This window comes from Roseibium sp. LAB1, from assembly GCF_054658235.1.
This window is the reverse complement of sequence record NZ_BAAGIB010000004.1, coordinates 233,306-255,377: the sequence shown is the minus strand read 5'-3', so window position 1 is coordinate 255,377 and position 22,072 is coordinate 233,306. Positions and strand designations below refer to the sequence as shown.

Annotated in this window: 21 protein-coding genes; 13 read left to right on the top strand and 8 right to left on the bottom strand. The window is 57.4% G+C overall.

Going from position 1 to position 22,072, the window contains the following annotated elements; translation table 11 throughout:
- Positions 1-45 precede the first annotated feature (45 nt).
- Complete coding sequence (locus ACYQ54_RS22640; RefSeq protein WP_460086514.1) at positions 46-966, bottom strand: hypothetical protein; 921 nt, start codon at positions 964-966, stop codon at positions 46-48.
- A gap of 234 nt (positions 967-1,200) precedes the next feature.
- On the opposite strand from ACYQ54_RS22640, the gene ACYQ54_RS22635 reads away from it, so the two are divergent.
- The gene (locus ACYQ54_RS22635; protein WP_460086513.1) at positions 1,201-1,626 is read left to right on the top strand and encodes a PaaI family thioesterase; all 426 of its coding nucleotides are present in this window, start codon (positions 1,201-1,203) and stop codon (positions 1,624-1,626) included.
- Positions 1,627-1,654: 28 nt separating this feature from the next.
- On the opposite strand, the gene ACYQ54_RS22630 is transcribed toward ACYQ54_RS22635, so the two are convergent.
- The gene (locus ACYQ54_RS22630) at positions 1,655-2,650 is read right to left on the bottom strand and encodes a GGDEF domain-containing protein (protein WP_460086512.1); all 996 of its coding nucleotides are present in this window, start codon (positions 2,648-2,650) and stop codon (positions 1,655-1,657) included.
- Here ACYQ54_RS22630 and ACYQ54_RS22625 point away from each other — a divergent pair.
- From ACYQ54_RS22625 to ACYQ54_RS22610, 4 genes are all read left to right on the top strand, one after another.
- Positions 2,649-2,891, top strand: a complete 243-nt coding sequence (locus ACYQ54_RS22625) for a hypothetical protein (protein ID WP_460086509.1) — start codon at positions 2,649-2,651, stop codon at positions 2,889-2,891. The two genes, ACYQ54_RS22630 and ACYQ54_RS22625, sit on opposite strands and share 2 nt — an antisense overlap.
- Before the next feature lie 297 nt (positions 2,892-3,188).
- Positions 3,189-3,656, top strand: coding sequence for a 50S ribosomal protein L13 (gene rplM, locus ACYQ54_RS22620; protein WP_006935155.1), 468 nt, complete (start codon positions 3,189-3,191; stop codon positions 3,654-3,656).
- A gap of 2 nt (positions 3,657-3,658) precedes the next feature.
- Entirely contained in the window at positions 3,659-4,135 is a 477-nt protein-coding gene (rpsI, locus tag ACYQ54_RS22615) for a 30S ribosomal protein S9 (protein WP_460086507.1), read from the top strand.
- Positions 4,136-4,225: 90 nt separating this feature from the next.
- Positions 4,226-5,686, top strand: a complete 1,461-nt coding sequence (locus ACYQ54_RS22610) for an MATE family efflux transporter (protein WP_460086506.1) — start codon at positions 4,226-4,228, stop codon at positions 5,684-5,686.
- Between the two features lie 4 nt (positions 5,687-5,690).
- Here the strand turns inward: ACYQ54_RS22610 and ACYQ54_RS22605 are convergent, their stop codons facing one another.
- Positions 5,691-6,143 (bottom strand): helix-turn-helix domain-containing protein, encoded by a 453-nt coding sequence (locus ACYQ54_RS22605; protein WP_460086504.1) that lies wholly within the window; start codon positions 6,141-6,143, stop codon positions 5,691-5,693.
- Positions 6,144-6,213: 70 nt separating this feature from the next.
- On the opposite strand from ACYQ54_RS22605, the gene ACYQ54_RS22600 reads away from it, so the two are divergent.
- A complete protein-coding gene (locus tag ACYQ54_RS22600) occupies positions 6,214-7,437 on the top strand; it encodes an MFS transporter (RefSeq protein ID WP_460086503.1) in 1,224 nt (407 codons plus the stop codon).
- A 56-nt stretch (positions 7,438-7,493) separates the two neighbouring features.
- On the opposite strand, the gene guaD is transcribed toward ACYQ54_RS22600, so the two are convergent.
- From guaD to ACYQ54_RS22585, 3 genes are all read right to left on the bottom strand, one after another.
- A complete protein-coding gene (guaD, locus tag ACYQ54_RS22595; RefSeq protein ID WP_460086501.1) occupies positions 7,494-8,798 on the bottom strand; it encodes a guanine deaminase in 1,305 nt (434 codons plus the stop codon).
- A gap of 174 nt (positions 8,799-8,972) precedes the next feature.
- Positions 8,973-9,158: a hypothetical protein gene (locus ACYQ54_RS22590; RefSeq protein ID WP_460086500.1), complete on the bottom strand. Its 186-nt coding sequence runs from the start codon at positions 9,156-9,158 to the stop codon at positions 8,973-8,975.
- Positions 9,159-9,241: 83 nt separating this feature from the next.
- A complete protein-coding gene (locus ACYQ54_RS22585; protein WP_460086498.1) occupies positions 9,242-10,195 on the bottom strand; it encodes a cation diffusion facilitator family transporter in 954 nt (317 codons plus the stop codon).
- Between the two features lie 286 nt (positions 10,196-10,481).
- Between ACYQ54_RS22585 and speB the strand changes: the two genes are divergently transcribed.
- Both speB and ACYQ54_RS22575 read left to right on the top strand, forming a co-directional pair.
- On the top strand, positions 10,482-11,444 hold the full coding sequence (speB, locus tag ACYQ54_RS22580; RefSeq protein WP_460086497.1) for an agmatinase: 963 nt from the start codon (positions 10,482-10,484) through the stop codon (positions 11,442-11,444).
- Between the two features lie 21 nt (positions 11,445-11,465).
- On the top strand, positions 11,466-12,110 hold the full coding sequence (locus tag ACYQ54_RS22575; protein ID WP_460086495.1) for a hypothetical protein: 645 nt from the start codon (positions 11,466-11,468) through the stop codon (positions 12,108-12,110).
- Between the two features lie 48 nt (positions 12,111-12,158).
- On the opposite strand, the gene ACYQ54_RS22570 is transcribed toward ACYQ54_RS22575, so the two are convergent.
- Complete coding sequence (locus ACYQ54_RS22570; RefSeq protein ID WP_460086494.1) at positions 12,159-12,635, bottom strand: DUF6653 family protein; 477 nt, start codon at positions 12,633-12,635, stop codon at positions 12,159-12,161.
- Positions 12,636-13,091: 456 nt separating this feature from the next.
- On the opposite strand from ACYQ54_RS22570, the gene ACYQ54_RS22565 reads away from it, so the two are divergent.
- The gene (locus tag ACYQ54_RS22565) at positions 13,092-15,413 is read left to right on the top strand and encodes a sensor domain-containing protein (RefSeq protein ID WP_460086492.1); all 2,322 of its coding nucleotides are present in this window, start codon (positions 13,092-13,094) and stop codon (positions 15,411-15,413) included.
- A gap of 75 nt (positions 15,414-15,488) precedes the next feature.
- On the opposite strand, the gene ACYQ54_RS22560 is transcribed toward ACYQ54_RS22565, so the two are convergent.
- Positions 15,489-17,294 (bottom strand): PHA/PHB synthase family protein, encoded by a 1,806-nt coding sequence (locus ACYQ54_RS22560; RefSeq protein WP_460086490.1) that lies wholly within the window; start codon positions 17,292-17,294, stop codon positions 15,489-15,491.
- A 243-nt stretch (positions 17,295-17,537) separates the two neighbouring features.
- On the opposite strand from ACYQ54_RS22560, the gene ACYQ54_RS22555 reads away from it, so the two are divergent.
- The 4 genes from ACYQ54_RS22555 to ACYQ54_RS22540 all read left to right on the top strand — a co-directional run bounded on the left by ACYQ54_RS22555 (position 17,538) and on the right by ACYQ54_RS22540 (position 22,064).
- Positions 17,538-17,780: a hypothetical protein gene (locus tag ACYQ54_RS22555; protein WP_460086488.1), complete on the top strand. Its 243-nt coding sequence runs from the start codon at positions 17,538-17,540 to the stop codon at positions 17,778-17,780.
- 141 nt (positions 17,781-17,921) lie between these two features.
- The gene (locus ACYQ54_RS22550) at positions 17,922-19,157 is read left to right on the top strand and encodes a GGDEF domain-containing protein (protein ID WP_460086485.1); all 1,236 of its coding nucleotides are present in this window, start codon (positions 17,922-17,924) and stop codon (positions 19,155-19,157) included.
- Between the two features lie 344 nt (positions 19,158-19,501).
- Complete coding sequence (locus ACYQ54_RS22545) at positions 19,502-20,719, top strand: LL-diaminopimelate aminotransferase (RefSeq protein ID WP_460086484.1); 1,218 nt, start codon at positions 19,502-19,504, stop codon at positions 20,717-20,719.
- A 22-nt stretch (positions 20,720-20,741) separates the two neighbouring features.
- Positions 20,742-22,064, top strand: a complete 1,323-nt coding sequence (locus ACYQ54_RS22540; RefSeq protein ID WP_460086483.1) for a homoserine dehydrogenase — start codon at positions 20,742-20,744, stop codon at positions 22,062-22,064.
- Positions 22,065-22,072 lie beyond the last annotated feature (8 nt).

Genomic DNA, 22,072 nt, shown 5'->3' with positions numbered 1-22,072 from the left:
ACGGTCTCCCGCGTCGCGGGGCGCCGGAGATCCTGTAAGGCCGCATTACTGCAGCCAGGGTGCCGACGCGCTCCAGAAGATGATGTCGACCCCCAGATAGCCGGTGGCAAATTCGATGAATTCTGACCGGGTGAAGGTCTTGCCCGTTTCCGGATTGATGTATTCCAGCGTTGGTTCCTGGATTGCCATGGCGATCACCGGCAGCTTGTCCTGGAAGGCGTGGAAGAACGGATAGGAGTTTTTCATCTGCGCCTTGCGGAATGGAACAATATCCGGACCGCCCAGACCGATGCCAAGTTCAGCCGCCTTTTCGAAGCTGCGCTCCATATAGCCTTCACTGTTGTCCCATTCGCATGGCCAGAAATTGACGTATTGCACGACGTGGGTTTTTCGGAAGGCCTTGCGGGCAAAGGCCATGTTTTCCAGGGTGGCATTGAAATAGGCATCGCAGGTAAAGCCCGTCTCGTCCTTGCGCCGGTCGATATCCATTGAGCTTTCCGGCAGGTTGAAGCCTTCGATGCGTCCATCGAACTGATTGGCAAGAGTTGTCAGAAGGGCTTGAAACCGGTTGCGGACATCCTTGTTCCACTGAACCGTTACCCAGCCTTCAGGTTTCGGGGTCTGAGCTTCGCTGTCGTCAACCTGCCGGGCAAGGCCACCAGCATAGATCGGGTCGTCCAGCAAATAGTCCGGCACGAAGCGGGCGCCCTCCCAGAAGAACCGGTCCTGAAGCTGTAGAAAGAACGCCTTGTCGAACTTTCCGGCAACGGCGAGGTCGCGTTCGATTGCCGAGAAGTCATATCGCCCTTCTTCCGGTTCAAGCATTCGCCAGTTGTAAAGGACCTGCACCCCCGAAATCCCGGGGTTCTGCAGGAGGTCCTGCGTCTGGGAGAACTCGCCTGTGCTGGTGTAGAGATAATGCTTGATCTCGGCCAATGCCGCAGGAGGGAAAATTGCGACTGACACCACCGCCAGCAGCGGGGGGAGACAGCAAAATCTGGGAAGGAAAAACAACTTGGACAGGGCTGCAATCAGACTGGTCAATGGATGAAACCCTTTTGTTGAAATACGACAGCCCGACTGAGGACCGAAGTGAGGCACTTGTATGACTGGATGTGATTTTGCCCAAGAAACGAATTGACGTAAGCGTAAGATGAAATCAGTTTATGGTTTGAAAAATAAAGTGGTAGGGGAGGTTGCATGAAGCCGGTGATGACAAAGGCTGAGATCACGGAAATGCTGGACAGGGAATTTCCGCAGATCCATGCCGGTGGACGTGTATACGCGATCGACAGCGTCTCGCCCGGGGAAGCGGTTCTTCGCCTGTCGGCAAATGAATTGCATTTGCGTCCGGGCGGAACGGTTTCCGGCCCCTCGATGATGGCTCTTGCCGACCTTGCTGCCTATGTCGTGATCCTGGCGCATATCGGCCCGGTTGCACTTGCGGTGACTACTAACCTTAACATTAATTTCCTGCGGAAACCTGAGGCGGGGGATCTGCTTGCGACGTGTCGCCTGCTGAAACTCGGCAAGCGCCTTGCGGTGGTTGACTGTGCCATTGCGGGAGAAGGCCAGGAAGAGCTTGTTGCTCATGCGACTGCGACATATTCAGTCCCGCCGCGTTGACTGTGACCTGACGCGTGAAGCGTTAGAATCAGGCTGACTTTCGGGCAGTTTCCTCAGCGAACAGACCTTCAAGATCGGGCACATATTCGACGACCTGACCTCGACCGCGCCTCTTGGCGGCGTAAACCGCAAGATCGGCTCTGTGGAGAGCGGATTTTTGCGTGTCTTGCGGAGTGGTCAGATAAGCGCCCACGCTGAGACTTGGAACGTAGAACTTGTCCTCGTGAACACAGGGTGTCTTCGCGCCATCCATTACCCGTTCCTGAAGTTTCCGGAAGTCTTCCTGTGAAATATCGGCTGCGATTATGACAAATTCGTCTCCGCCAAACCGGCCGACGATATCGTCGCTGCTGCGAGTGCTTGCCTGGAGAATATCGGCAATATGTTTCAAGAGGCGGTCGCCGCAGGCATGTCCATATTGGTCGTTCACCTGTTTGAAGAAGTCTACGTCGACGAAAAGAACGCCCAATCCGGAAGCGGTTTCAGGCGTAGTGAACTTCTGCGCCAGAACGTCTGCAATGGAGTTCCGGTTCAGTACACCGGTCAACTGATCATATCGGGTCAGATCCAGAAGCCGTTGATCCTTTTTCCTGAGCTGGTTCGTCCGGTAGACATAGGCTGATGCCGGAATCGCAAGGAGCACCGTTGTTCCCATGATCAGCAGCCAGCTTAATTGCTGAAACGTGTCTTCAAGAGCTTCCTTGAGCGGGCTGACATCGACATAGACCTCGATGGTGCCCACCCTTCGGCCGTCAGGTGTTTCTGCTGGCACGTATGCCTCGACGATGGCGTCGGGTTGACCGGCAGCTTCCGCTGCTTCGTCGTGGAGGAAATAGAACTGTGGTTCACCGGTCTCGAAAGTCTCCAACGCAGTCTGACTGAATGGCGTTTCCACCTCAATTTGTCCGTTGGTCGACAGGTATGTCCGTTGACCGCTGGTATCGAACAGCTCGAAGTGAATGGTGTCGATCATCGCGAAGGAGTCGTCCAATCGAGACAGATCCTCCGGGACGTTCGTTCCCATGCTGAACATCTTTTCCGCGTTTGGAATGGTAAGGAAAAAATTTTTCGACCAGTTTCTGGCCTTGATCTCGGCGTTTCGCTCGATCGATCGGTGGACTTGCCAGTCAAGCATTAGGTGCACGGCCGAGGCGATTCCCGCCAACAGGATCAAACCGGCGAAGGCCGCAGCAGTCTGCGGTTTCGTCAGCGCTGCGCTGAATTTGGCAAACGTCATGTACATCGGCTCTGGTTGGCTCCGTTGATGTGCATGATGGCCATCCGGGTTTAAGTTGACGTAAAACCAATTGCGAAATTTCCGGGTATCGACCGTTGTTTGCCGGCTTTGAGCATGTCACAGGGGCTGAATTTTGCGGTATTATAATACCGTTTTTTTAACGTATTGAAAAATAACAGGAATTTAGCACTCGGCAGAAAATTAGGTGCTTGACGCTTATTCTGAGCGAGCGTATAAGCGCTCCCGAACGAAATTTCGGTCCGTTCGCTGGCTTGATACAAGCCGCGCGGGCCTTTTCTTTAACCGACCAGTACGGATCAATCTCATGAAGACCTTCTCTGCCAAGCCGGCTGAGGTCGAGAAAAAGTGGATCTTGATCGACGCAGAAGGCATGGTTGTCGGCCGTCTTGCCGCATTCATTGCCAATCATCTGCGCGGCAAGCATCTGCCGACCTTCACGCCTCACATTGACACCGGTGACAACGTCATCGTCATCAATGCCGACAAGGTTGTGTTCACCGGCCGCAAGTACGACAACAAGAAGTACTACTGGCACACCGGCCACCCGGGCGGCATCAAGGAGCGCACCGCACGTGCGATCCTCGAAGGTCGTTTCCCGGAGCGTGTCCTGGAAAAAGCCGTGCAGCGCATGATGCCGGGCGGTCCTCTGTCCAACAAGCAGCTGAAGAACCTCAAGGTCTACGCTGGTCCGACCCACCCGCATGAAGCTCAGTCGCCGGAACTCGTCGACGTCAAGGGCCTCAACGCAAAGAATGACGGCAAGAGGGCTTAACGATGGCTGAGCTGCAATCCCTGGAAGAACTGGGCGGTGCGGTCGAAACCGCTGCCCCCGAAGCTCCGGTCCATGTCCAGAAGCTGGACGCCAATGGCCGTGCATACGCAACCGGCAAGCGTAAAGACGCTATTGCCCGCGTCTGGATCAAGCCGGGCACCGGCAAGATCGTGATCAACAAGAAGGACTTCACCGAGTATTTCGCTCGCCCGGTTCTTCAGATGATCCTTCAGCAGCCGATCATGCTGACCGACCGTGCTGGCCAGTACGACGTTATCGCGACGGTTACCGGTGGTGGTCTGTCCGGTCAGGCTGGCGCAGTGCGTCACGGCCTGTCCAAGGCTCTGACCCACTACGAGCCGGAACTGCGTGCGGTTCTGAAGAAAAACGGCTTCCTGACCCGCGATAGCCGCGTCGTCGAACGTAAGAAGTTCGGTAAGCGCAAGGCACGCCGGTCGTTCCAGTTCTCCAAGCGTTAATCGCCGGACCTGGAAATTACCATTTCGAAGAACCCGCCGGAGCGATCCGGCGGGTTTTTTGTTGGTATCAAAACCTGTTAGGGCTGGACCATGATTGGGGCCGCGCATGACGAGGGCAATCCGCTGAGTTCGAATGTGAAAGAGCAAACGCCTGCAGCTCAGGCAAAGTTTTTGTCCGGCAGCCTGTTTCGCCATGTTACAGTGATGTCCCTGACCGCATCGATCGGCCTAATGGCGATCTTTGCCGTCGATTTTGTCGACATGATCTTCATCTCAATGCTAGGCAAGGCGGAACTGGCAGCCGCGGTTGGTTATGCTGGCGCGATCCTGTTCTTCACAACCTCGTTCAACATTGGTGTTGCCATCGCTGCCGGTGCGCTCGTGGCCAAGGCCCTTGGCGCAGGGAACAGGGATGACGCAAGGCAACAGGCATCCAACGCCCTCACGGCCGGGTTTCTGTTCAGCGCGGTCTTCGCCCTGGCCGTCTGGCTGTTGCTTGGTCCGCTCGTCTCGTTGATTGGTGCGACGGGCCGGACCCACGATCTCGCGGTCCATTATCTGGCCATCATCGTGCCGACGTTGCCCTTGCTGCTGCTTGGCATGGCGGGTGGAGCCGTCCTGAGGGCGCATGGCGATGCCCGCCGAGCAATGATGGCCACCATCATCGGCGGGCTGGTGAATGCGGTTCTCGATCCGATCCTGATTTTCGGCCTTGACCTGGAATTGACCGGAGCCGCAATGGCCAGTGCTGCATCTCGCGTTGCCATAGCGATATTTGCGCTGATGCCGATCTTCCGTTTTCACGGTGGTTTGAGCCTGCCGCGGCCACTGGCTCTTTTCAGGGACATGTCGCCAATCGCTGCTATTGCCTGTCCCGCAATCCTGACCCAGCTCGCGACACCTGTCGGGCAAGCCTGGGTAACCCGTTCCATGGCCGAATTCGGTGAGGAGGCCGTTGCGGGCATGGCCGTGGTCGCCCGTATGTCGCCCCTGGCCTTCGCCGCAATCTTTGCCCTGTCAGGAGCGGTGGGACCGATCGTGGGACAGAACTATGGGGCCGGACGTTTCGACCGGGTGCGTGACACCTTGCGCGAAGCGCTTCTGTTCACGGCGCTCGTGGTCGGTCTGGCCGCTCTGGTTCTGTACATGCTCCGCGAACCGATCGCTCATCTGTTCGAGGCTGAAGGTGTTGCACTTACCCTGATCTTCCTTTTCTGCGGTCCCTTGGCCCTGGCCTTCTTCTTTAATGGCGCGATTTTCGTCGCCAACGCCTGTTTCAACAATCTGGGCCGTCCATTCTATTCGACCCTGCTCAACTGGGGACGGCACACGGTCGGTACCATTCCCTTCGTCTGGGTTGGCGGGGCTTTGTACGGAGCGCCCGGGGTCCTGATCGGTCAGGCTGCCGGTGGTGTTTTGTTCGGGGGCGCCGCCATCCTGATCGTGCGCGGTGTCATCCGGTCTGTCGAAGAGCATCACGAGAAGCCGAGGGAACCGGGGCTCTTTCAGCGGCAGGCGCGTCAGGTCATCCTGTTCTTTTCAAGAAGGTAGAAGCCTAACGGTGTCCGTTAATCGATTTGGCTGGCTTTAAATTGTGAGAGGATTGCTCACCTCTCTTTCGCCTGCCGCTGATCCGGATCAACTGCTGAAACTTCGGACATTCCATGTGTGACGGCGCTGGACAGTCGGCGACATGCCGGATCATGTCGCGCAGGGCTTCCAATGTGTGGATCTGCCTGTCGAGTTCATCCGCTCTCTGGTGAAGCCCTGGCCGGGAAAGGGCAGGGCGTCCGTCCGGGCCGAACATCGCCCGGATCTCTTCCAGCGAAAACCCGCCGGTCTTGCCAAGCGTGATCAGGGCAAGCTGGTCAAGCACCTCCGGCCCGAACAGACGCTTCAAACCCCGGCGGCCAACCGACGTGATCAAGCCCTTTTCTTCATAGTGACGAATGGCCGACGCTGCGATGCCGGTCTGTTTCGAGACTTCCGAAATATCCATGAATTTCATCTATTGACCTCAAGCTGACTTGAATTTGTAGGCTGTGCTCCTGGCTTTCAAAAGGCAAGGACAAACCAACATGACCGCTCAAGATTCACCCAAAGGGCGACCGCTCTGGCTGGAAACGGCAGCAATCGCGCTGCTGATGACGGCAACTTTGAAAATAATGGCAAACGCCACCATCAGCCCGGCGTTGCCGGCGCTGGAGGCAAGTTTCCCGGACGAACCCGGCGCTGCCTACCTGACCCGCTTTCTGGTCGCTGCCCCCTCGCTATCCGTTGTCCTGATCGCACCGTTTGCGGGCCTTGCTGCCGACAGGTTCGGCCGCGGCCCGCTCTTGTTGGCCGGTGTCCTTCTGTTTGCCTTTGCCGGCAGCGCGGGCGCCTATCTGCCGGATCTGCAGTCGATCCTGGTAAGCCGTCTCTTGCTCGGTGTTGCCGTCGCCATGACGATGACAGCCCAGGTAGCGTTGGTTGGTGACCTGTTTTCCGGTCAACGCCGAAGTGCCTTCATGGGCTGGCAGACGGCAGCGATCAATTTCAGCGGGTTCCTTTTCATCGGGTTTGCGGGATGGCTTGCTGGCCTGTCTCCGCGATTGCCCTTCCTGGTCTACATGTTGCCGGTTCTGCTTGTGCCGCTGTTGCTGCCGATCCTCCGGCAGGAACGAGACACGCGTCGCGAAAGCGCGGCAGCCACATCAGAAACGGTCGCTACGCCACCAAAAACCGGGTGGCTTGTTCCCGCTCTGGCCGTCGGCATGCTGACCATGGTTACCGTTATGCTCTTCTTCCTGATGCCCAGTCAGTTGCCGTATTATCTTGATGAAAACGGCATCGACAGCGCTTCCGGAACCGCGATGGGTCTCGGTGCGCTGACACTGACCGGAGGCCTTGTCGCAATCGCCTACAAGCGGATCAGCACCATTGTCGGCCTGTCCGCGTCTTTCGGTATCGGCTTTGCGCTGATGGGCTTCGGGTTCGCCGTTCTCTCGATCAATGCCGTCTGGCCGCTCATCCTGGGGGGGGCTGCGCTGGTCGGCGCGGGGTATTCGCTGGTCCAGCCGTCCTTCCTGTTGCTTGCCCTTCAGGTGGCTCCGGAACAACGCCGTGGCAGCGTTTCCGGTATCGTGACGACGGCGATGTTTCTGGGGCAGGTCGTCTCGCCGCTTCTGCTGACCATGCCCATTCAGGACCTCGGCTTTGCGGCCGTCTACCGTGGCACGGCTCTGGCATTGTTCCTCTTTGCCGTTACCGGGTTCAGCCTGTTGCTGTTCCGTCCGTTTCGGGCAAATCAGGCGGGCTGAAACCGTCGAACTGCGGGGCACGTTGGCGTGCCCCGGAAAAAGTGCCGGAAAAAGTGTCAGGACTTCAAAGCCTTTCCGGCCGCATAGGTTTCCACGACGGCACGGTCATCACCAAGCGTTTGCAGCACGAAAAGCTCTTCCGAAAGACTTTTGGCCGTTTCCATTCGCAAGGCCATCGGCTGGGTCGCACGCGCATCGAGCACGACCAGGTCGGCATCCGTGCCGGGCTCAAGGGTGCCGATCCTGTCCTGCAAGGACAGCGCTTCGGCATTGCCGAGCGTTATCCAGTGGAAACAGGCAAGTGGATGCAGGCGCTGGCGCTGGAGTTGCAGAACCTTGTAGCCTTCGTCGAGGGTGCGCAGCATGGAATAATTGGTGCCGCCGCCGACATCCGTCGCAATGGCCGTGCGAACACCGGCTTGCTCCAGTCCGGCCTTGTTGAACAGCCCGCTTCCGAGAAAGAGGTTCGACGTCGGGCAGAACACGGCTACAGACCCGGTCTCCCGCATGACGCCTAGCTCACGTTCGTTCATGTGAATGCAGTGACCGAGCAAGGTCTTTCGGCCGAGCAGGCCAAACCCTTCGTAAACACCGAGATAGTCTGCGGCCTCGGGATAGAGTTCCAGCGTGTAGGCGATTTCGTTGTGGTTCTCATTGATATGCGTCTGCAAATGGCAGTCCGGATATTCCTTTAACAGCGTACCCGCTGCTTCCAGTTGGGCCGGTGTCGAGGTGATCGCGAAGCGCGGCGTGATCACGTAATGCGCTCGTCCGCGACCGTGCCATTTTTCCAGTAGTGCCTTGCTGTCGTCATAGGCACTTTGGACTGTGTCGCAAAGGTCGGCAGGCGCGTTCCGGTCCATCATCGTCTTGCCGCCCAGCATCAGCATGCCGCGCTGTTCGGCTTCTTCGAAATAGGCGTCAACCGAGGCTGAATGGCTGGAGCAATAGGCCGACGCCGTGGTGGTGCCATGGGCGGCGAGTGCGTCGAAAAAGGCGGCTGCGATCCGGTCCCCATGGGCTTTGTCGGCGAACTTCATTTCCGCTGGAAACGTATAGTCGTTCAGCCAGTCCAGCAGTTGGTCGGCCCAGGATGCGATCACCTGAGCCTGCGGAAAATGGATATGGGTGTCGATGAAACCAGGCATGATCAGATGTGGTCGGTGATCGATGACCACCGTACCTTCACCCGCGGCCGAGGCCAGGTCTTGAAAGTTTCCGCGAGCTGCGATCTTGCCGTCGCAAAGCAGCAGTGCGCCGTCTTCGACGTAGGTGTATGCGTGCGTGTCGTCCGGGCCTTTGGGAGCGGCGGAAAAGGAGAGCAGCCTGCCGCGCAGGATCTTCTGGGTCTTGTCTGCCACGGCAGGACATCCTCATGGAGGTGGACCGGCAATCGCCGGATTGGTTTCCCGTTTTAGTCCTGGTGGCTTTAGGCGACAACGGTCCTGCCGGTAATTGCGCGGCGGATCGGGCTGGTTCCAGAGAAAGGCAGGGATAAATCCTGAGGACAAAGCGTTGCGCGCGGCAAATCCCGTTTACTGACCGAAGCCGATAAGCACCGAAAGCGCACTGCCCAGGGCAGCCAGCGTGCCGAGGATGGCAACACACACATAGAACGTGAAGATGGCCGCCACGCCGTCTGGCGGAGCGGATTTATCGCTTCGGGCGTTCCAGGCCGGTGGTGCCGCATCCTGCGCCGCATTTCTGTCGTGGCCGATCATCCTGCGACGATGCTAACCGGCAAGAGATAATCTGGCGTAAACAACCTGGGACCCGGGGATACGGGGAACGGCGGCGTCGGATTCTAGCCGCGAATCAAGGAGCTTTCGGTAATCTCGATTGTCACGTGGCCGATCCCGTGCCGGGATTTCAATCGCTCGCGGATTTGCTGAAGGACAGTGTCCGGACTGTCATCCGGCTTCAAGATGGCATGCATCGTTGCGTTCACCTTGCCCTCGGCAAGGGACCATAAATGGATGTGATAGACATCCACCAACCCCGGCACTTCATTCAGCAGATCGCGTTTCAAGGTCTCCCTGTCGATATCAGTGGGGGCGCCCTCAAGCAGGATATGCGCGGACTGGCGCATCACGGCGATCGCGGAACGAACGATCAGCAGTGCGACAAAGACCGACAGGATCGGGTCGATGGGATACCAGCCGGTGAAATATATGACGATTGCAGCCGCTATTGCCGCGACAGAGCCAAGCAGATCCCCGAGCACATGCAGGATCGCTGATCGCATGTTGAGCGATCCGTCTCCACCGTGCTGAAGAATGAAAAAAGCACCGATATTCACCAGAAGGCCGATCACGGCGATAATGAACATCGGACCGGCCAGAACAGTCTCCGGTTCCATGAAACGCCCGGCAGCCTCCACGCAGATCCAGGCTGTCACCACCAGCAGGAATATGGAATTGGCGAAGGCAATCAGCACAGGCAACCGGTCGCGGCCATACGTGAGGCGTGCATCCGCCGGCTTTTTGGATTGCTGAAACGCCCACCAGGCCAGCCCCAGCGAGGCCGCATCCGTGACCATGTGCACGGCATCCGCCATCAGTGCCAGAGACCCTGCTAGCCAGCCGCCGATCAACTCTGCAAACATGAAGGCGGCGATCAGCAGGCCAGCCCATGCGACGGCGCGCGCATTCCTGTCGGTCACTTCCGGCGTGTGATCGTGGTCATGGCCGTGGCTGTGATCGTGGGAATGACCATGGGCTTCGCCGCCGGCATGGTCATGATGGCCGCTGTCGCTCATGGCTGTGATCCTTCGGTCGGAGAAAGCGGAAGCAACGCAATCTTTCGACATATCCTCCTGGTTGACAAGAACCAGCGCCGGGCCAGCACCTGTGCACCGAGGAAGAGGTCAGTGGCAGGGCCCTGCAACGGGTCATGCTGCACGGGATTGGCGGGAAGATCCATCGCTGGTAAAACCTGAATTACCGTCCTCGGGTGTCCGGTAAATGACACACCCGGCAGTCCGTGCCGCCTGATCCGGAGCGGTACATCAAGATCCTGCCACACCAGACTTCAAGGAAATTGTCATGTCAGCAGAATTGCCGCGGGAAACCGACAACGCATTTCTGGGGAAATCGGTCAAGGGCGGTTCGCACGAACCGACGTATGCAGGTGCGCTGTCCTTCATGCGCCGCCGCTACAGCCGGGACCTGACGGGGATTGACCTGGCGGTTTGGGGCATCCCGTTCGATGCGTCCGTTTCCAACCGTCCCGGCGCCCGCTTCGGCCCTCAGGGTGTGCGCCGTGCCTCCGCCATTTTCGACGGTGATCCGCAATATCCGTTCGAAATGGATCCGTTCGAGGTGTTGGCCTGCGTAGACTATGGCGATTGTGTCTTCGACTATGGTCGCAATGCCGACATTCCCGGGCACATTCAGGCCCAGGCGACCGGGATCCTGGATTCAGGCGCCCACCTGTTTTCCATCGGGGGCGACCATTTCGTGACCTATCCGTTGCTCAAGGCGCATGTGGCCAAACACGGACCACTTGCCCTGGTGCAGTTCGACGCCCATCAGGACACCTGGAACGATGAGGGGGACCGGATCGACCACGGCACCTTTACAGGACGAGCCGTGCGCGAAGGCCTGATTGATCCGGAAAGGTCTATCCAGATCGGCATCCGGACCCACGCACCTGAAACATGCGGTCTGGACATCATTTACGGATATGAGATGGACCATCTTGGGATTGGCGGCATGATCGACAGGATCAAGGCGCGGGTTGGTTCCGGCCCTGCCTACATGACTTTCGACATCGATTGCCTGGACCCGGCATTTGCTCCCGGCACCGGAACGCCCGTGGCAGGTGGCTTGTCGTCCCGCGAAGCGCTTTCGACCCTTAGGGGGCTCGGAGACCTGAATTTCGTGGGCGGCGATGTCGTCGAGGTCGCACCGGCTTACGACCATGCCGACATCACGTCGATTGCCGGGGCCAGCGTCGCGCTGACCTATATCGGCCTGCTCGCGGAAAAGCGGAAACAGGCAGGCTGACGATAAAAGGTGAGCCGCATCGTGGATAAGCTTCACAGCCTCCGATTTGTGAAAACGCCGGGCAGCATGGAGTTGCCGCCCGGTGTCGCCAGACAGTTCAAGGTGTTTGCGGGAGACGAGAGCCTGGATGACGTTCCCGGTTTGGTGTTCGAGCTGGACAAGGTTCACATGAGAGGCCTCACACGCGTTCACATCGGTAGAGAGCTCCTCTGGACGCTCGACTGTCAGGCCAAAACCGGTGCTGGAAGCTGGGACTTGAGGACAGATGCCGGTTCGAGCGTCGGGCGCATCAGCGGCAGAGGATCTTTAAAGCAGGGCTGGAAACTGGAAATGCCGGAAGGCGGTGCAACATTCGAACTCGTCAGTCCGGTCAGCATTGCCAAACAGGCGGTTCGGACCATGCTTGGCGGCGATACAGATGCGATGGTTCTGTTGAAAGATGGTGACCTGGCAGGGACGTTGACCCGCAAACACCGGGATCAGGCTCCGGACAAGAAAGCCGGCTTGTTGGCCGGGCTGAAAAGATTCCTGACCGGCAGGGACTGGGTACTCGAAAGTCAGGACCTGGATTTCGGTCACGGTATCGCAAACAAAGAGCGCCTCTCGGCGTTGGCCGCGCTTGGGCTGGTTGCGATCGTGAGCCTGGCGCTGAGCACGGCCGATTGAGCCGCAAATCGCTACAGGAACGCGGCGGAAAACGAGGCTAACCGCGTATCAGTTGCGATTGCTGCGTGCGAGGCTTTTCGGAAGATTGTCGTTTTGCGGAACGGCGGTCCAGAAACGATAGAGTGGAGTCTTCTCCTTCATCGTCCGGTAGAGCTGAACCAGCTTGCCGAAGCTGACGAACTGGGCCGCATAGGCGACAATCAGGCCGGTCAGCGAAAGAATCGGCGACGTCAGGAAACCGCCCAGAAGGGCAATCAGAGATCCCATCCAGAAAACGAGATAGAGCGTCGTCAGGCGGGCACTGTCGGACGCTGGAACAGGCAGGAACAGTCTGTTCAGCCAGATCTTTTCTCCGAAGCTCACCTGTTTGGCCCAACCGGAATTCTTGCCGGTTTCACCGATGAGTTTTGGCAGTGCAATCACAAAGACCAGAACCGCGATTGCAACCAGAAGCGCGCTCCAGAAACCGAGCCAGATCTGCGTCCACAATGCGGCCGTCAGCATGCCTGGTGCAAGTATCTTCATGAAAGTTGCAAGGGCAGGTGCCGGCTTGCCCGTGGCGGCCTTTGGTAGAAGAACAGGCGCTCTCAGGCCATTGGCATTTTTCAGTGCCGGTCGGGCCAGGGGGCTCGGGTGACGTTGCGAGGTTTGCATATGCTGAAGCCAGCCTTTCGGATATCCGGTAATCTTACCCGGGGAGACAGCGCCTTGGCAAACAACAATCTGTCACAGGCAACAGCAAGGATCGTAAAAACTACCTAAATCACTGTTCGTTATACCTAAGTAATTGACACGATCACGGGTAGAGAAATCGCTGAGCTTTCAATGCACTTGGTCTTGTTCGCCAGTTGGCTGGATGAATAACGAATTGCTAATGAGTAAAAATGCCTGCGTCCTGTTCAGTTCATTGTTTTTTAGTTTGAAATCAGCATAAATAGTCAAACACTTGAGAGTGATAATTCCAATCAACTGGGCTGGGGCATGGTCTTTCAAACAAGCCAGGATGTAAGGGACGCTGAAAACAGCGAAATAATCTCGTCCCTGGCCTCCGAGCTGGATCGGCTTAATCACCTCGCGACGCTTGCCAGAAGCGATGAACTGCGGCTGAGCGGCGACTGGCTTCAGACCCTTCTCAACGAGGTCTCCGATTATATCTATGTGAAAGATCGAAGATCGCGCTTCGTCATGGCAAATCTGCAGGTTGCGCTTGATGTCGGCCTCAATGACGCGTCGCAGTTGATCGGAAAGACCGATCTGGAACTTCATCCAGAGGAGACTGGCTCGAAGTTTCACGCCATCGAACAGGAGATCATGGCCTCGAATATTCCGCGTATCGATTTCGAGGAGCCTTCAATCCTGGCGAATGGCAAGCGGAAATGGTTTTCCTCCTCCAAGTATCCGGTGACAAACAGCAAAGGTGAAGTCGTCGGTATCGTCGGCATGTCGCGGGATATCACCGAACGAAAACTGGCCTTGCTGTTGCAACAGGGGCAGAACAAGGTTCTCCAGGAAATCGCTGCAGGCAAGCCTCTGGAGGATGTCCTGACAACACTGGTGCAGACCATTGAAAACCAGCTCGAAGGTGTAATGGGCTCTATCATGCTGGTAGACGATACGGGCGAGCATCTTCTGGCGACCGTCGCCCCCAATCTGCCAAAGGAATATGTCGACCAGACGGACGGTATTCCCGTCGGCCCTAAAATGGGATCATGCGGTACCGCGGTGTTCCGACGTGAGAGCGTCATCGTCGAAGACATCCAGAAAGACGGCCTGTGGGAGGATTTCCGCGACATCGTTGCACTATTCGACCTGCGGTCCTGCTGGTCGGTGCCGTTTTTCGGCAAGGACAGCAAGGTCCTGGGCACATTCGGGCTTTACACAAAGACCATGCGCAGCCCGACGGACCACGAGTTGAAACTGGCGCTCGAAGCAGCCCGGCTTGCATCCGTTGCTGTGGAGCGTGACCGCGCCGAGCGCAAAATCCGCTATCTGGCCAATCACGATGTCCTGACCGGATTGCCGAACCGGCAGGAATTCAAGACCAAGCTGGAAGAAAAGGTATCGGAAAGCGACAAAACCGGCGTGCCCATTGCCGTCGTTTTTGTCGATCTCGACAATTTCAAGTTCGTCAACGACAGTTTCGGCCACGCCATCGGCGACCAGGTGCTTATGATCGTTGCGGAACGGATCATGTCCGTTCATGAGGGTGCCCACCAGGCCATCCGGTTTGGCGGCGACGAGTTTGTCCTGATTGTCGACCGCGACACGGCGCAGAAAGGCGCCTTGAGCGAGTTCATGGCAAGGCTGCGCGACGAAATCACCAAGACGATCCAGATCGACGACCTGTCGTTCCATGTCACCTGCAGCATCGGGGCAGCGTGCTACCCGCAGGATGCGGACAACCCGGCACAGCTATTGAGGAATGCCGACAAGGCAATGTTCGAAGCAAAATCTGCCGGCCGCGACAGTTACAAGGTTTATGAGCAGACCCGTCCGGAACGGTCCGTCAACAAATTGACGCTTCTGGAGGAAATGCGCACGGGCATCGAGAACGGTGAGTTCTTCCTCGAATATCAGCCGCAATACAATCTGGTCAGCGGACGCATCGTCGGTGCGGAGGCTCTGGTGCGCTGGCAGCATCCAGCGCTCGGACGCATGATGCCGGGTGATTTCATCACCCTGGCGGAGGAAAGCGGTTTGATCGTGCCGCTCGGCAGATGGGTGACACGCGAGGCCTGCCGGCAGAACAAGGAGTGGCAGGACAGCGGCCTGATGCCGATCACGGTTGGCGTCAACGTCTCCGCCCGCCAGTTCCGGGACGACAGCCTGATTTCGGACGTTCGTGAAGCGCTTGAGGAAACCGGACTGCCGGCGACCTATCTGGAGCTGGAACTGACGGAGAGCCTCTTGATCCAGAATGCGGATCAGGCCGTTGAATTGATGGATGGTTTCCGCCAGCTCGGTGTGAAGCTTGCGATAGACGATTTCGGCACGGGGTATTCAAGTCTCGTCGCACTGAAAAGTTTTCCGCTGACACGGCTCAAGATCGACCGAAGCTTCATCAGCGATCTGGACTTCGACGAAAGCGACCGTTGTATCGCCAAGGCGATCATTTCCCTTGGGCGGGAGCTCGGGCTTTGCGTGGTGGCCGAGGGCGTGGAAACGGCAAAACAACAGGCGTTCCTGGCCAGCTGCCGGTGTGAAGTTGTCCAGGGCTATCATTTCGGGCGCCCGATGGCAGCCCGCAAATTCGGCAAGCTGCTGGCGATGACGCTGACACCCCTGGACGCGCATTTCGGCTGAAAAGAAAAGGACGGAAACGTCGCCTAGAGCGCCGGGTGCACGGTTCACCCGGCGGTGCTGGCTTGAGAGTGCAGCTTACACCTTGGTCATTACATAAGAACCGGGCGCGTCTTCCAGGACCTTGACCCGGTTCGCACCGGGCTTTCTGGCTTTCACCGTGGTGTCATCGTTCGAACGGATCCATTGGTCCCAATAAGGCCACCAGGAACCTGGATGTTCTTCCGCATTCTTGAGCCAGTTTTCCAGCGTGCCCTTGGCTTCCGGACCGGTCCAGAACTGGTACTTCTTCTTTGCCGGCGGATTGACGACACCGGCAATATGTCCGGATCCGGCAAGCACATAGTCCACCGGACCGCCGAAACAGCCTGATCCGAGAAAAACGGATTTCGGCGGCGCGATGTGGTCCTCGCGGGTGGCGAGATTGAAGATCGGGATCGTGACCTTGGAAAGATCCAGCAGTTCTCCGCCGATTTCCATTTCGCCCTTGGACAGTTTGTTGTCCAGGTAGCAGTTGCGCAGATAGAACGAGTGGTTCGCCGCCGGCATGCGCGTGGAATCGGAGTTCCAGTAGAGCAGGTCGAACGGGAAGGGGTCCTGGCCCTTCAGGTAGTTATTTACCACATAGGACCAGATCAGGTCGTTTGAACGAAGCATGTTGAAGGCCGACGACATCTTCGAGCCGTCCAGATAGCCGTGTTCGGCCATCCGCTTTTCCAGCACCGAGATCTGTTCCTCATCGACGAACACCTTCAGGTCACCGGCAAAGGTGAAATCCACCTGTGTGGTGAAGAAAGTCGCGGTCTTGATGCGGTCGTCGCCGATCTTCGCCATATAGGCGAGCGTCACAGCCAGCAAAGTGCCGCCGACACAATAGCCGATGGCATTGACCTCTTCCTGGCGCGTCGCCCGCTTGATCACGTCGAGCGTGTTGAGAATGCCTTCCTTCATATAGTGTTCGAAGCTCTTTTGAGCCTGGCGTTCATCCGGGTTGACCCAGGAAATGACGAATACGGTGTGGCCCTGGTCGACCGCCCACTTGATGAAGGATTTTTCCGGATTGAGATCGAGAATGTAGAACTTGTTGATCCACGGCGGAACGATCAGCAGAGGACGTTTCAGGACCTCCTCTGTCGATGGTGAATACTGGATCACCTGGCAGACGTCGTTCTGGGAGATCACCTTGCCGGGAGTGGTGCCGAGGTTTTCACCAAGCTTGAATTTCGTCGGATCCGTCTGACGGATCTTCAGCTCGCCCTGGCCGGTTTTCAGGTCTTCGACCAGATGCCGCATGCCCTTGACCAGGTTTTCGCCGTTGCTTTCCAGTGTCAGGCGCAACAGCTCCGGATTGGTAAGCACAAAATTGGAGGGCGATACGGCGTTGGCGATCTGGGTGACGTAGAATTCGGCTTTGTGGCGTGTGTGTTCGTCCAGTCCCTGGGCGTCGTGGACCATGTCCTCCGCCCATTTGCTGGTGATCAGGTAAAGCTGCTTGATGAAATCGAAGAACTGGTTCTTTTCCCAGTCCGGATCGGCAAAGCGCTTGTCGCGGGCCGGGGTTTCGATCGCCGGTGTCGATGGTTCGCCCATCATCCGTTTCAGCGACGAATTCCAAAGATCGATATAGCCACTCCACAAGCGCGACTGGGCTTCGATGGCACGCTGGGGGTCGGAGGCCCAATATTCTCCTACCTGAGCGAGGGTCTTTACGACACCGGTCAGCTCATCGGTCGAATCGTGGGTGATCTTGCCTTGTTCCCGAGGCTCGATATAGGCCGCGAGTGCCTTGCCTGCCTGCTCGAGTGTCTTTGCCAGATTCTGCGCAAAGGCCTCCGGGTTGTTGATGATATACTGCAACATGGGATGCTCGCGGTCATCAGCCATAGGCAGGGGTTCCCTCCGGTTTATTTTGCCCCATTCGGCCCAGGGAAGGCCTTTGAGCCTTTGTTGTTCAATCGCGTTATCTTGTTATTTTTTCGCCGATATTTTGAACTATCGGCTATTTATGACACAAGGTAACGTTTCCGTCGATTGGATTTCAATCCTCGGTCAGTCCTTCTGGCTAGAGTAAATTTGTGACAATCGGATGGACGGGGAACCAAACTGGTGGAGGAACGGTTGAACCGCATGCGCACCATATCGGCACTAGGTGGATGTCTGCTTCTGGCTTTGGGACTGTCGGCCTGCGCCGTCGGACCCGGAACGCCCTTGTTTGACGCGCTGAAAACCAATCCCGGACAGGGCAATGGCAACGTTCCGGCACCAAAAGGCTATGGTGCAATTGCCAATCCCGGGGAGTCTTCCGGCCTCATCAATCCAAAGGAGCGGAAGGAGACACAGGCCTATCTGGAAACGCTTGCGTCGCAGTGACGCAGGAGCCGTGTTTCAACGCAACCGGAGCTGAGTTGAGATGGCTAAAGAAGATAATGCATTGATAATAATACCGATTAAATCATTCCTTTACGACTGAAGATCTAATCTGCAAGCCATGATCGCAAGGCCTGCTTTTTCATGACGCTCGATACACCGACACTGTTTACCTGCATAATGATTGCCGAGTTCGCCGGTAGCGTCATCCTGTTCCTTTTTTACATGTTCTGGCCAGGGCGAAGTGTTGCATGTTCGCGAAGCCTGGCCCTGTGGTCCGCCGGAATGTTCCTGGCGGCGTGCGGCACGGTTCTCCTCGCGATGCGCGGTTCGATTCCGGACCTGTTCAGCATCATGGCCGCGAATTTCCTCGTCATTCTCGGTACGGGTCTGAGGCGAAGCGGATTTGCCGTATTTCTGGGGCGCAGAGGCCATGTCTGGCTGTTTGCCACAATCGCCTTCGCCTGGATTGTTTTTTACCAGTTTCCCGAGTTCAAGGACGATTTTCTTACCCGGGTGAATTATGTGCAATCGGTCCTCATCCTCAGCGGCCTCTGGGTCGTCTGGATGGCGTTTTTCGAGAACCGGGAGAAACTCTATTCCGCCCGAATGCTGGGCATCACGACCCTTGTCGAAACAGCCGGTTTCATGTGGTTCACCTTCCACCAGAACATTCTCCTGTTCCCGTCCTTCCTGTCGACTTTCGCGGAAGGGTTCATGAGCGTCTATCTGATCACCGTTCTGTTCTCGATCATCATGACGATCGTGCTGCCAGCCTCAATGGTTATCGAGCGGTCCCTGCACGGTTTCAGGGAGCAGGCACTTCAGGACGATCTCACCGGATTGCCGAACCGGCGGGCATTGCTCAATGATGCGGAGGAGTGGATCGCATCGAACTCCTCGCCAAAAGGCATGTACAGCGTCATCCTTTTCGACATGGACCAGTTCAAGTCCGTCAACGAGCGCTTCAGCCATGCGATGGGCGACGCATTGCTGCAACTCTTTGCACGTATCTTGAAGGATACGCTGTCGGAGAATGCAATTCCGGGCCGCGTTGGTGGTGCGGAGTTTGCTGTCTTCCTGCCTGAAGGCAGCAAGGAACTGGCCCATCTGTCCGCCCAGAGAATCTGCAGGCGCTTCGGGCTGGAATGTCAGGAAGCGTCCGGCGGCCGGCTGATAGTGACCGCAAGCGTCGGACTGGTCAGCGCCAGTGTTGCAACTCCTCTGGAACGGGCCATGGAAGCTGCCGAAGGCGGCCTGCATCGGGCCAAGAAACAGGGGCGCGCCCAGATCGTCACCATGGACCTGGCGCCGAATGGCCGTCTTATCAAGGACGCAAAAAGAGCAGGGTTCTCTGTCCTTCGGAAAAAGGCCGCCTGATCATTTGTATCCTCGAGCCGTGCTCGTTCCTTCGTACATCTGAATGCCGGTAATCGGCCCGGATTTGCAGCGAACGCCGGCGTTTGCAAACAGGTCTGCACCAATTCAAGATTGGTAACCGCTCTCTTCGATTTGTAGGACATTTGTGCCGATTGACCTGCGCCGACACTCTCTCACGACTGCCAGAGCAATCATGTTCTAAAAAACGCTACAAATTTAGTCGGCTAGCGACGCAAAGACGGGTGCGCATTTTTTTCCGGACTGCTAAAAGAGCCCCGCTGCGCCGTCGCCGCGCCCGGGATTGGAGCGCAGCTGATACTGTCAACTCGCTAAGGATTCGCGTCATGGAGGAATTCCATAAGATCAAGCGGCTTCCGCCGTATGTGTTCGAACAAGTGAACCGCTTGAAGGCGAAGGCGCGCGCGGCGGGGGCGGACATTATCGATCTTGGCATGGGCAATCCGGATCTGCCGACACCCAAGCACATCGTCGACAAGCTGACCGAAGTCGTGCAGGACCCGCGCACGCACCGCTATTCCGCATCCAAGGGCATCAGTGGTCTGCGCAAGGCCCAGGCCGCTTATTACGGCCGCCGGTTCGGCGTCAAACTTGATCCCGATACCCAGGTCATAGCGACGCTCGGCTCCAAGGAAGGCTTTGCCAACATGGCCCAGGCGATCTCCGCACCCGGAGACGTGATTCTGAGCCCGAATCCCAGCTATCCGATTCACACTTTCGGCTTCCTCATGGCCGGCGCTTCGATCCGCAACATTCCCGCTGAACCCGGGCCGGCGTTCTTCGACGCGCTGGAGCGTGCGGTGATCCATTCCGTACCGAAGCCGATTGCCATCATCCTGTGCTATCCGGCGAACCCGACGTCCTACTGTGCGGACCTTGACTTCTACAAGGACGTCGTCGCTTTTGCCCGCAAGCACAACATCTTCATTCTGTCCGACCTGGCTTATTCGGAGATCTATTTCGGCGCGACCCCGCCGCCGTCGGTCCTGCAGGTGCCCGGTGCGATGGATGTCACCGTCGAATTCACGTCTCTGTCCAAGACCTTCTCAATGCCGGGATGGCGCATGGGCTTTGCTGTGGGTAACGAGCGGCTGATTGCCGCGCTTTCGCGGGTGAAATCCTATCTCGACTATGGCGCCTTCACACCTATTCAGGTTGCCGCAACCGCTGCCTTGAACGGATCCGATGACTGCATCCGGGAAACGCGCGAGATCTACAAGAAGCGACGTGATGTTGTGGTCGACAGTTTCGGACGGGCCGGATGGGACATTCCGGCGCCGGAAGCCAGCATGTTCTGCTGGGCACCGATCCCGGAAAAGTTCCGGTCGCTAGGAAGCCTCGAATACTCGAAACTCCTGCTGGAGCGGGCGGAAGTGGCTGTCGCGCCGGGCATCGGTTTCGGTGAGCATGGCGACGAATACGTTCGCATTGGACTGGTGGAAAACGAACAAAGACTTCGTCAGGCCGCCAGAAATATCCGCCGCTTCCTTGAAACAGCCGACCAAAAGCTGCACAACGTCATCCCGCTCGGGACCAAAGGTTGATTAGAACTGGACTCATTTCTGTATGGCAGACGCATTGAAGGTAGGCATCGCTGGCCTTGGCACCGTGGGGGCGGCCGTGGTGCAGCTCCTTTCAAAACACGGCGGGCAGATTGCAACGAAGACCGGGCGAGCGGTGACCGTTACGGCGGTCTGCGCACGCGACAGGACCCGTGACCGGGGCATAGATGTCTCGGCATTTGACTGGTTTACCGATCCGGTTGAAATGGCCCGAACGGCAGATGTTGATATTTTCGTCGAATTGATCGGCGGCGACAACGGTCCGGCAGAGGAAAGTGTGCGTGCCGCGCTGGGGCGAGGCATTCACGTCGTTACTGCCAACAAGGCGTTGCTGGCACGCCATGGCGTGGAGCTGGCAGTGTTGGCTGAAACCAACAATGCCTGCCTCAACTACGAGGCGGCTGTTGCCGGTGGCATTCCGATCGTCAAGACGCTGCGCGAATCCATGGCCAGCAACGACATCAGCCGGATCTACGGTATCCTGAACGGCACCTGCAACTACATCCTGACCCGGATGGAAGCCGAGGGCATCAGCTTTCAGGACTGCCTGTCGGATGCGCAACGGCTCGGATATGCTGAAGCGGATCCGACCTTCGATATCGAAGGCAATGACACCGCGCACAAGCTTGCCATCCTGACCAGTCTTGCATTCGGAACGGAAATCTCGAGCGACGATATTTACGTCGAGGGCATAACTTCCATCACGACTGCCGATATCCAGGCCGCAGACGAACTTGGTTTCCGCATCAAGCTTCTGGGTGTGGCACAACGCACCGATACGGGTATCGAGCAGCGCGTCCATCCCACCATGGTTCCGAAGTCCTCGGCAATTGCGCGGATTGACGGTGTTCTGAATGCTGTTGCGGTAGATGGAGATTTTGTCGGTGAAATCGTGCTCGTCGGTCCAGGTGCCGGCGGCAATGCCACGGCGTCGTCCGTCGTGGCCGATCTTGCAGACATCGCCCGCGGGGACGAAACGCCGGTCCTTGGCATGCCTGCAGCGGAGCTGAACAGCTACCAGCGCGCCCGCATGCGGCTCCATGAAGGTGGATATTACATTCGCCTGTCCGTTTTCGACCGGCCCGGAGCCTTCGCAGAAATCGCCCGATGCATGGGTGAAGCCGGTATCTCGCTGGAATCTATTGTCCAGAAGCGTCATGCAAATAAGGACGCTCCTGTAAAATTTGATGCGGACATGCCTCAACCTGTCATTTTGATCACGTATGAAACCACTGAAGTGGCGATCAAAGAGGCGTTGGACGTGATCATGTCCAAGGGGGTAGTTTCCGAACAGCCCCAGATGATCCGCATTGAAAAACTGAATTGACGTACAAG

Bases quoted from the DNA above. Each gene is read 5' to 3' on its own strand.
- ACYQ54_RS22600 (WP_460086503.1), top strand. From the start codon at position 6,214: ATGACCGCTCAAGATTCACCCAAAGGGCGACCGCTCTGGCTGGAAACG.
- ACYQ54_RS22555 (WP_460086488.1), top strand. From the start codon at position 17,538: ATGCGCACCATATCGGCACTAGGTGGATGTCTGCTTCTGGCTTTGGGA.
- ACYQ54_RS22565 (WP_460086492.1), top strand. From the start codon at position 13,092: ATGGTCTTTCAAACAAGCCAGGATGTAAGGGACGCTGAAAACAGCGAA.
- ACYQ54_RS22610 (WP_460086506.1), top strand. From the start codon at position 4,226: ATGATTGGGGCCGCGCATGACGAGGGCAATCCGCTGAGTTCGAATGTG.
- rplM (WP_006935155.1), top strand. From the start codon at position 3,189: ATGAAGACCTTCTCTGCCAAGCCGGCTGAGGTCGAGAAAAAGTGGATC.
- ACYQ54_RS22625 (WP_460086509.1), top strand. From the start codon at position 2,649: ATGCTGAACATCTTTTCCGCGTTTGGAATGGTAAGGAAAAAATTTTTC.
- ACYQ54_RS22630 (WP_460086512.1), bottom strand. From the start codon at position 2,650: ATGGGAACGAACGTCCCGGAGGATCTGTCTCGATTGGACGACTCCTTC.
- ACYQ54_RS22605 (WP_460086504.1), bottom strand. From the start codon at position 6,143: ATGAAATTCATGGATATTTCGGAAGTCTCGAAACAGACCGGCATCGCA.
- ACYQ54_RS22560 (WP_460086490.1), bottom strand. From the start codon at position 17,294: ATGGCTGATGACCGCGAGCATCCCATGTTGCAGTATATCATCAACAAC.
- ACYQ54_RS22590 (WP_460086500.1), bottom strand. From the start codon at position 9,158: ATGATCGGCCACGACAGAAATGCGGCGCAGGATGCGGCACCACCGGCC.
- ACYQ54_RS22635 (WP_460086513.1), top strand. From the start codon at position 1,201: ATGAAGCCGGTGATGACAAAGGCTGAGATCACGGAAATGCTGGACAGG.
- ACYQ54_RS22550 (WP_460086485.1), top strand. From the start codon at position 17,922: ATGACGCTCGATACACCGACACTGTTTACCTGCATAATGATTGCCGAG.
- ACYQ54_RS22545 (WP_460086484.1), top strand. From the start codon at position 19,502: ATGGAGGAATTCCATAAGATCAAGCGGCTTCCGCCGTATGTGTTCGAA.
- rpsI (WP_460086507.1), top strand. From the start codon at position 3,659: ATGGCTGAGCTGCAATCCCTGGAAGAACTGGGCGGTGCGGTCGAAACC.
- ACYQ54_RS22570 (WP_460086494.1), bottom strand. From the start codon at position 12,635: ATGAAGATACTTGCACCAGGCATGCTGACGGCCGCATTGTGGACGCAG.
- speB (WP_460086497.1), top strand. From the start codon at position 10,482: ATGTCAGCAGAATTGCCGCGGGAAACCGACAACGCATTTCTGGGGAAA.
- ACYQ54_RS22585 (WP_460086498.1), bottom strand. From the start codon at position 10,195: ATGAGCGACAGCGGCCATCATGACCATGCCGGCGGCGAAGCCCATGGT.
- ACYQ54_RS22540 (WP_460086483.1), top strand. From the start codon at position 20,742: ATGGCAGACGCATTGAAGGTAGGCATCGCTGGCCTTGGCACCGTGGGG.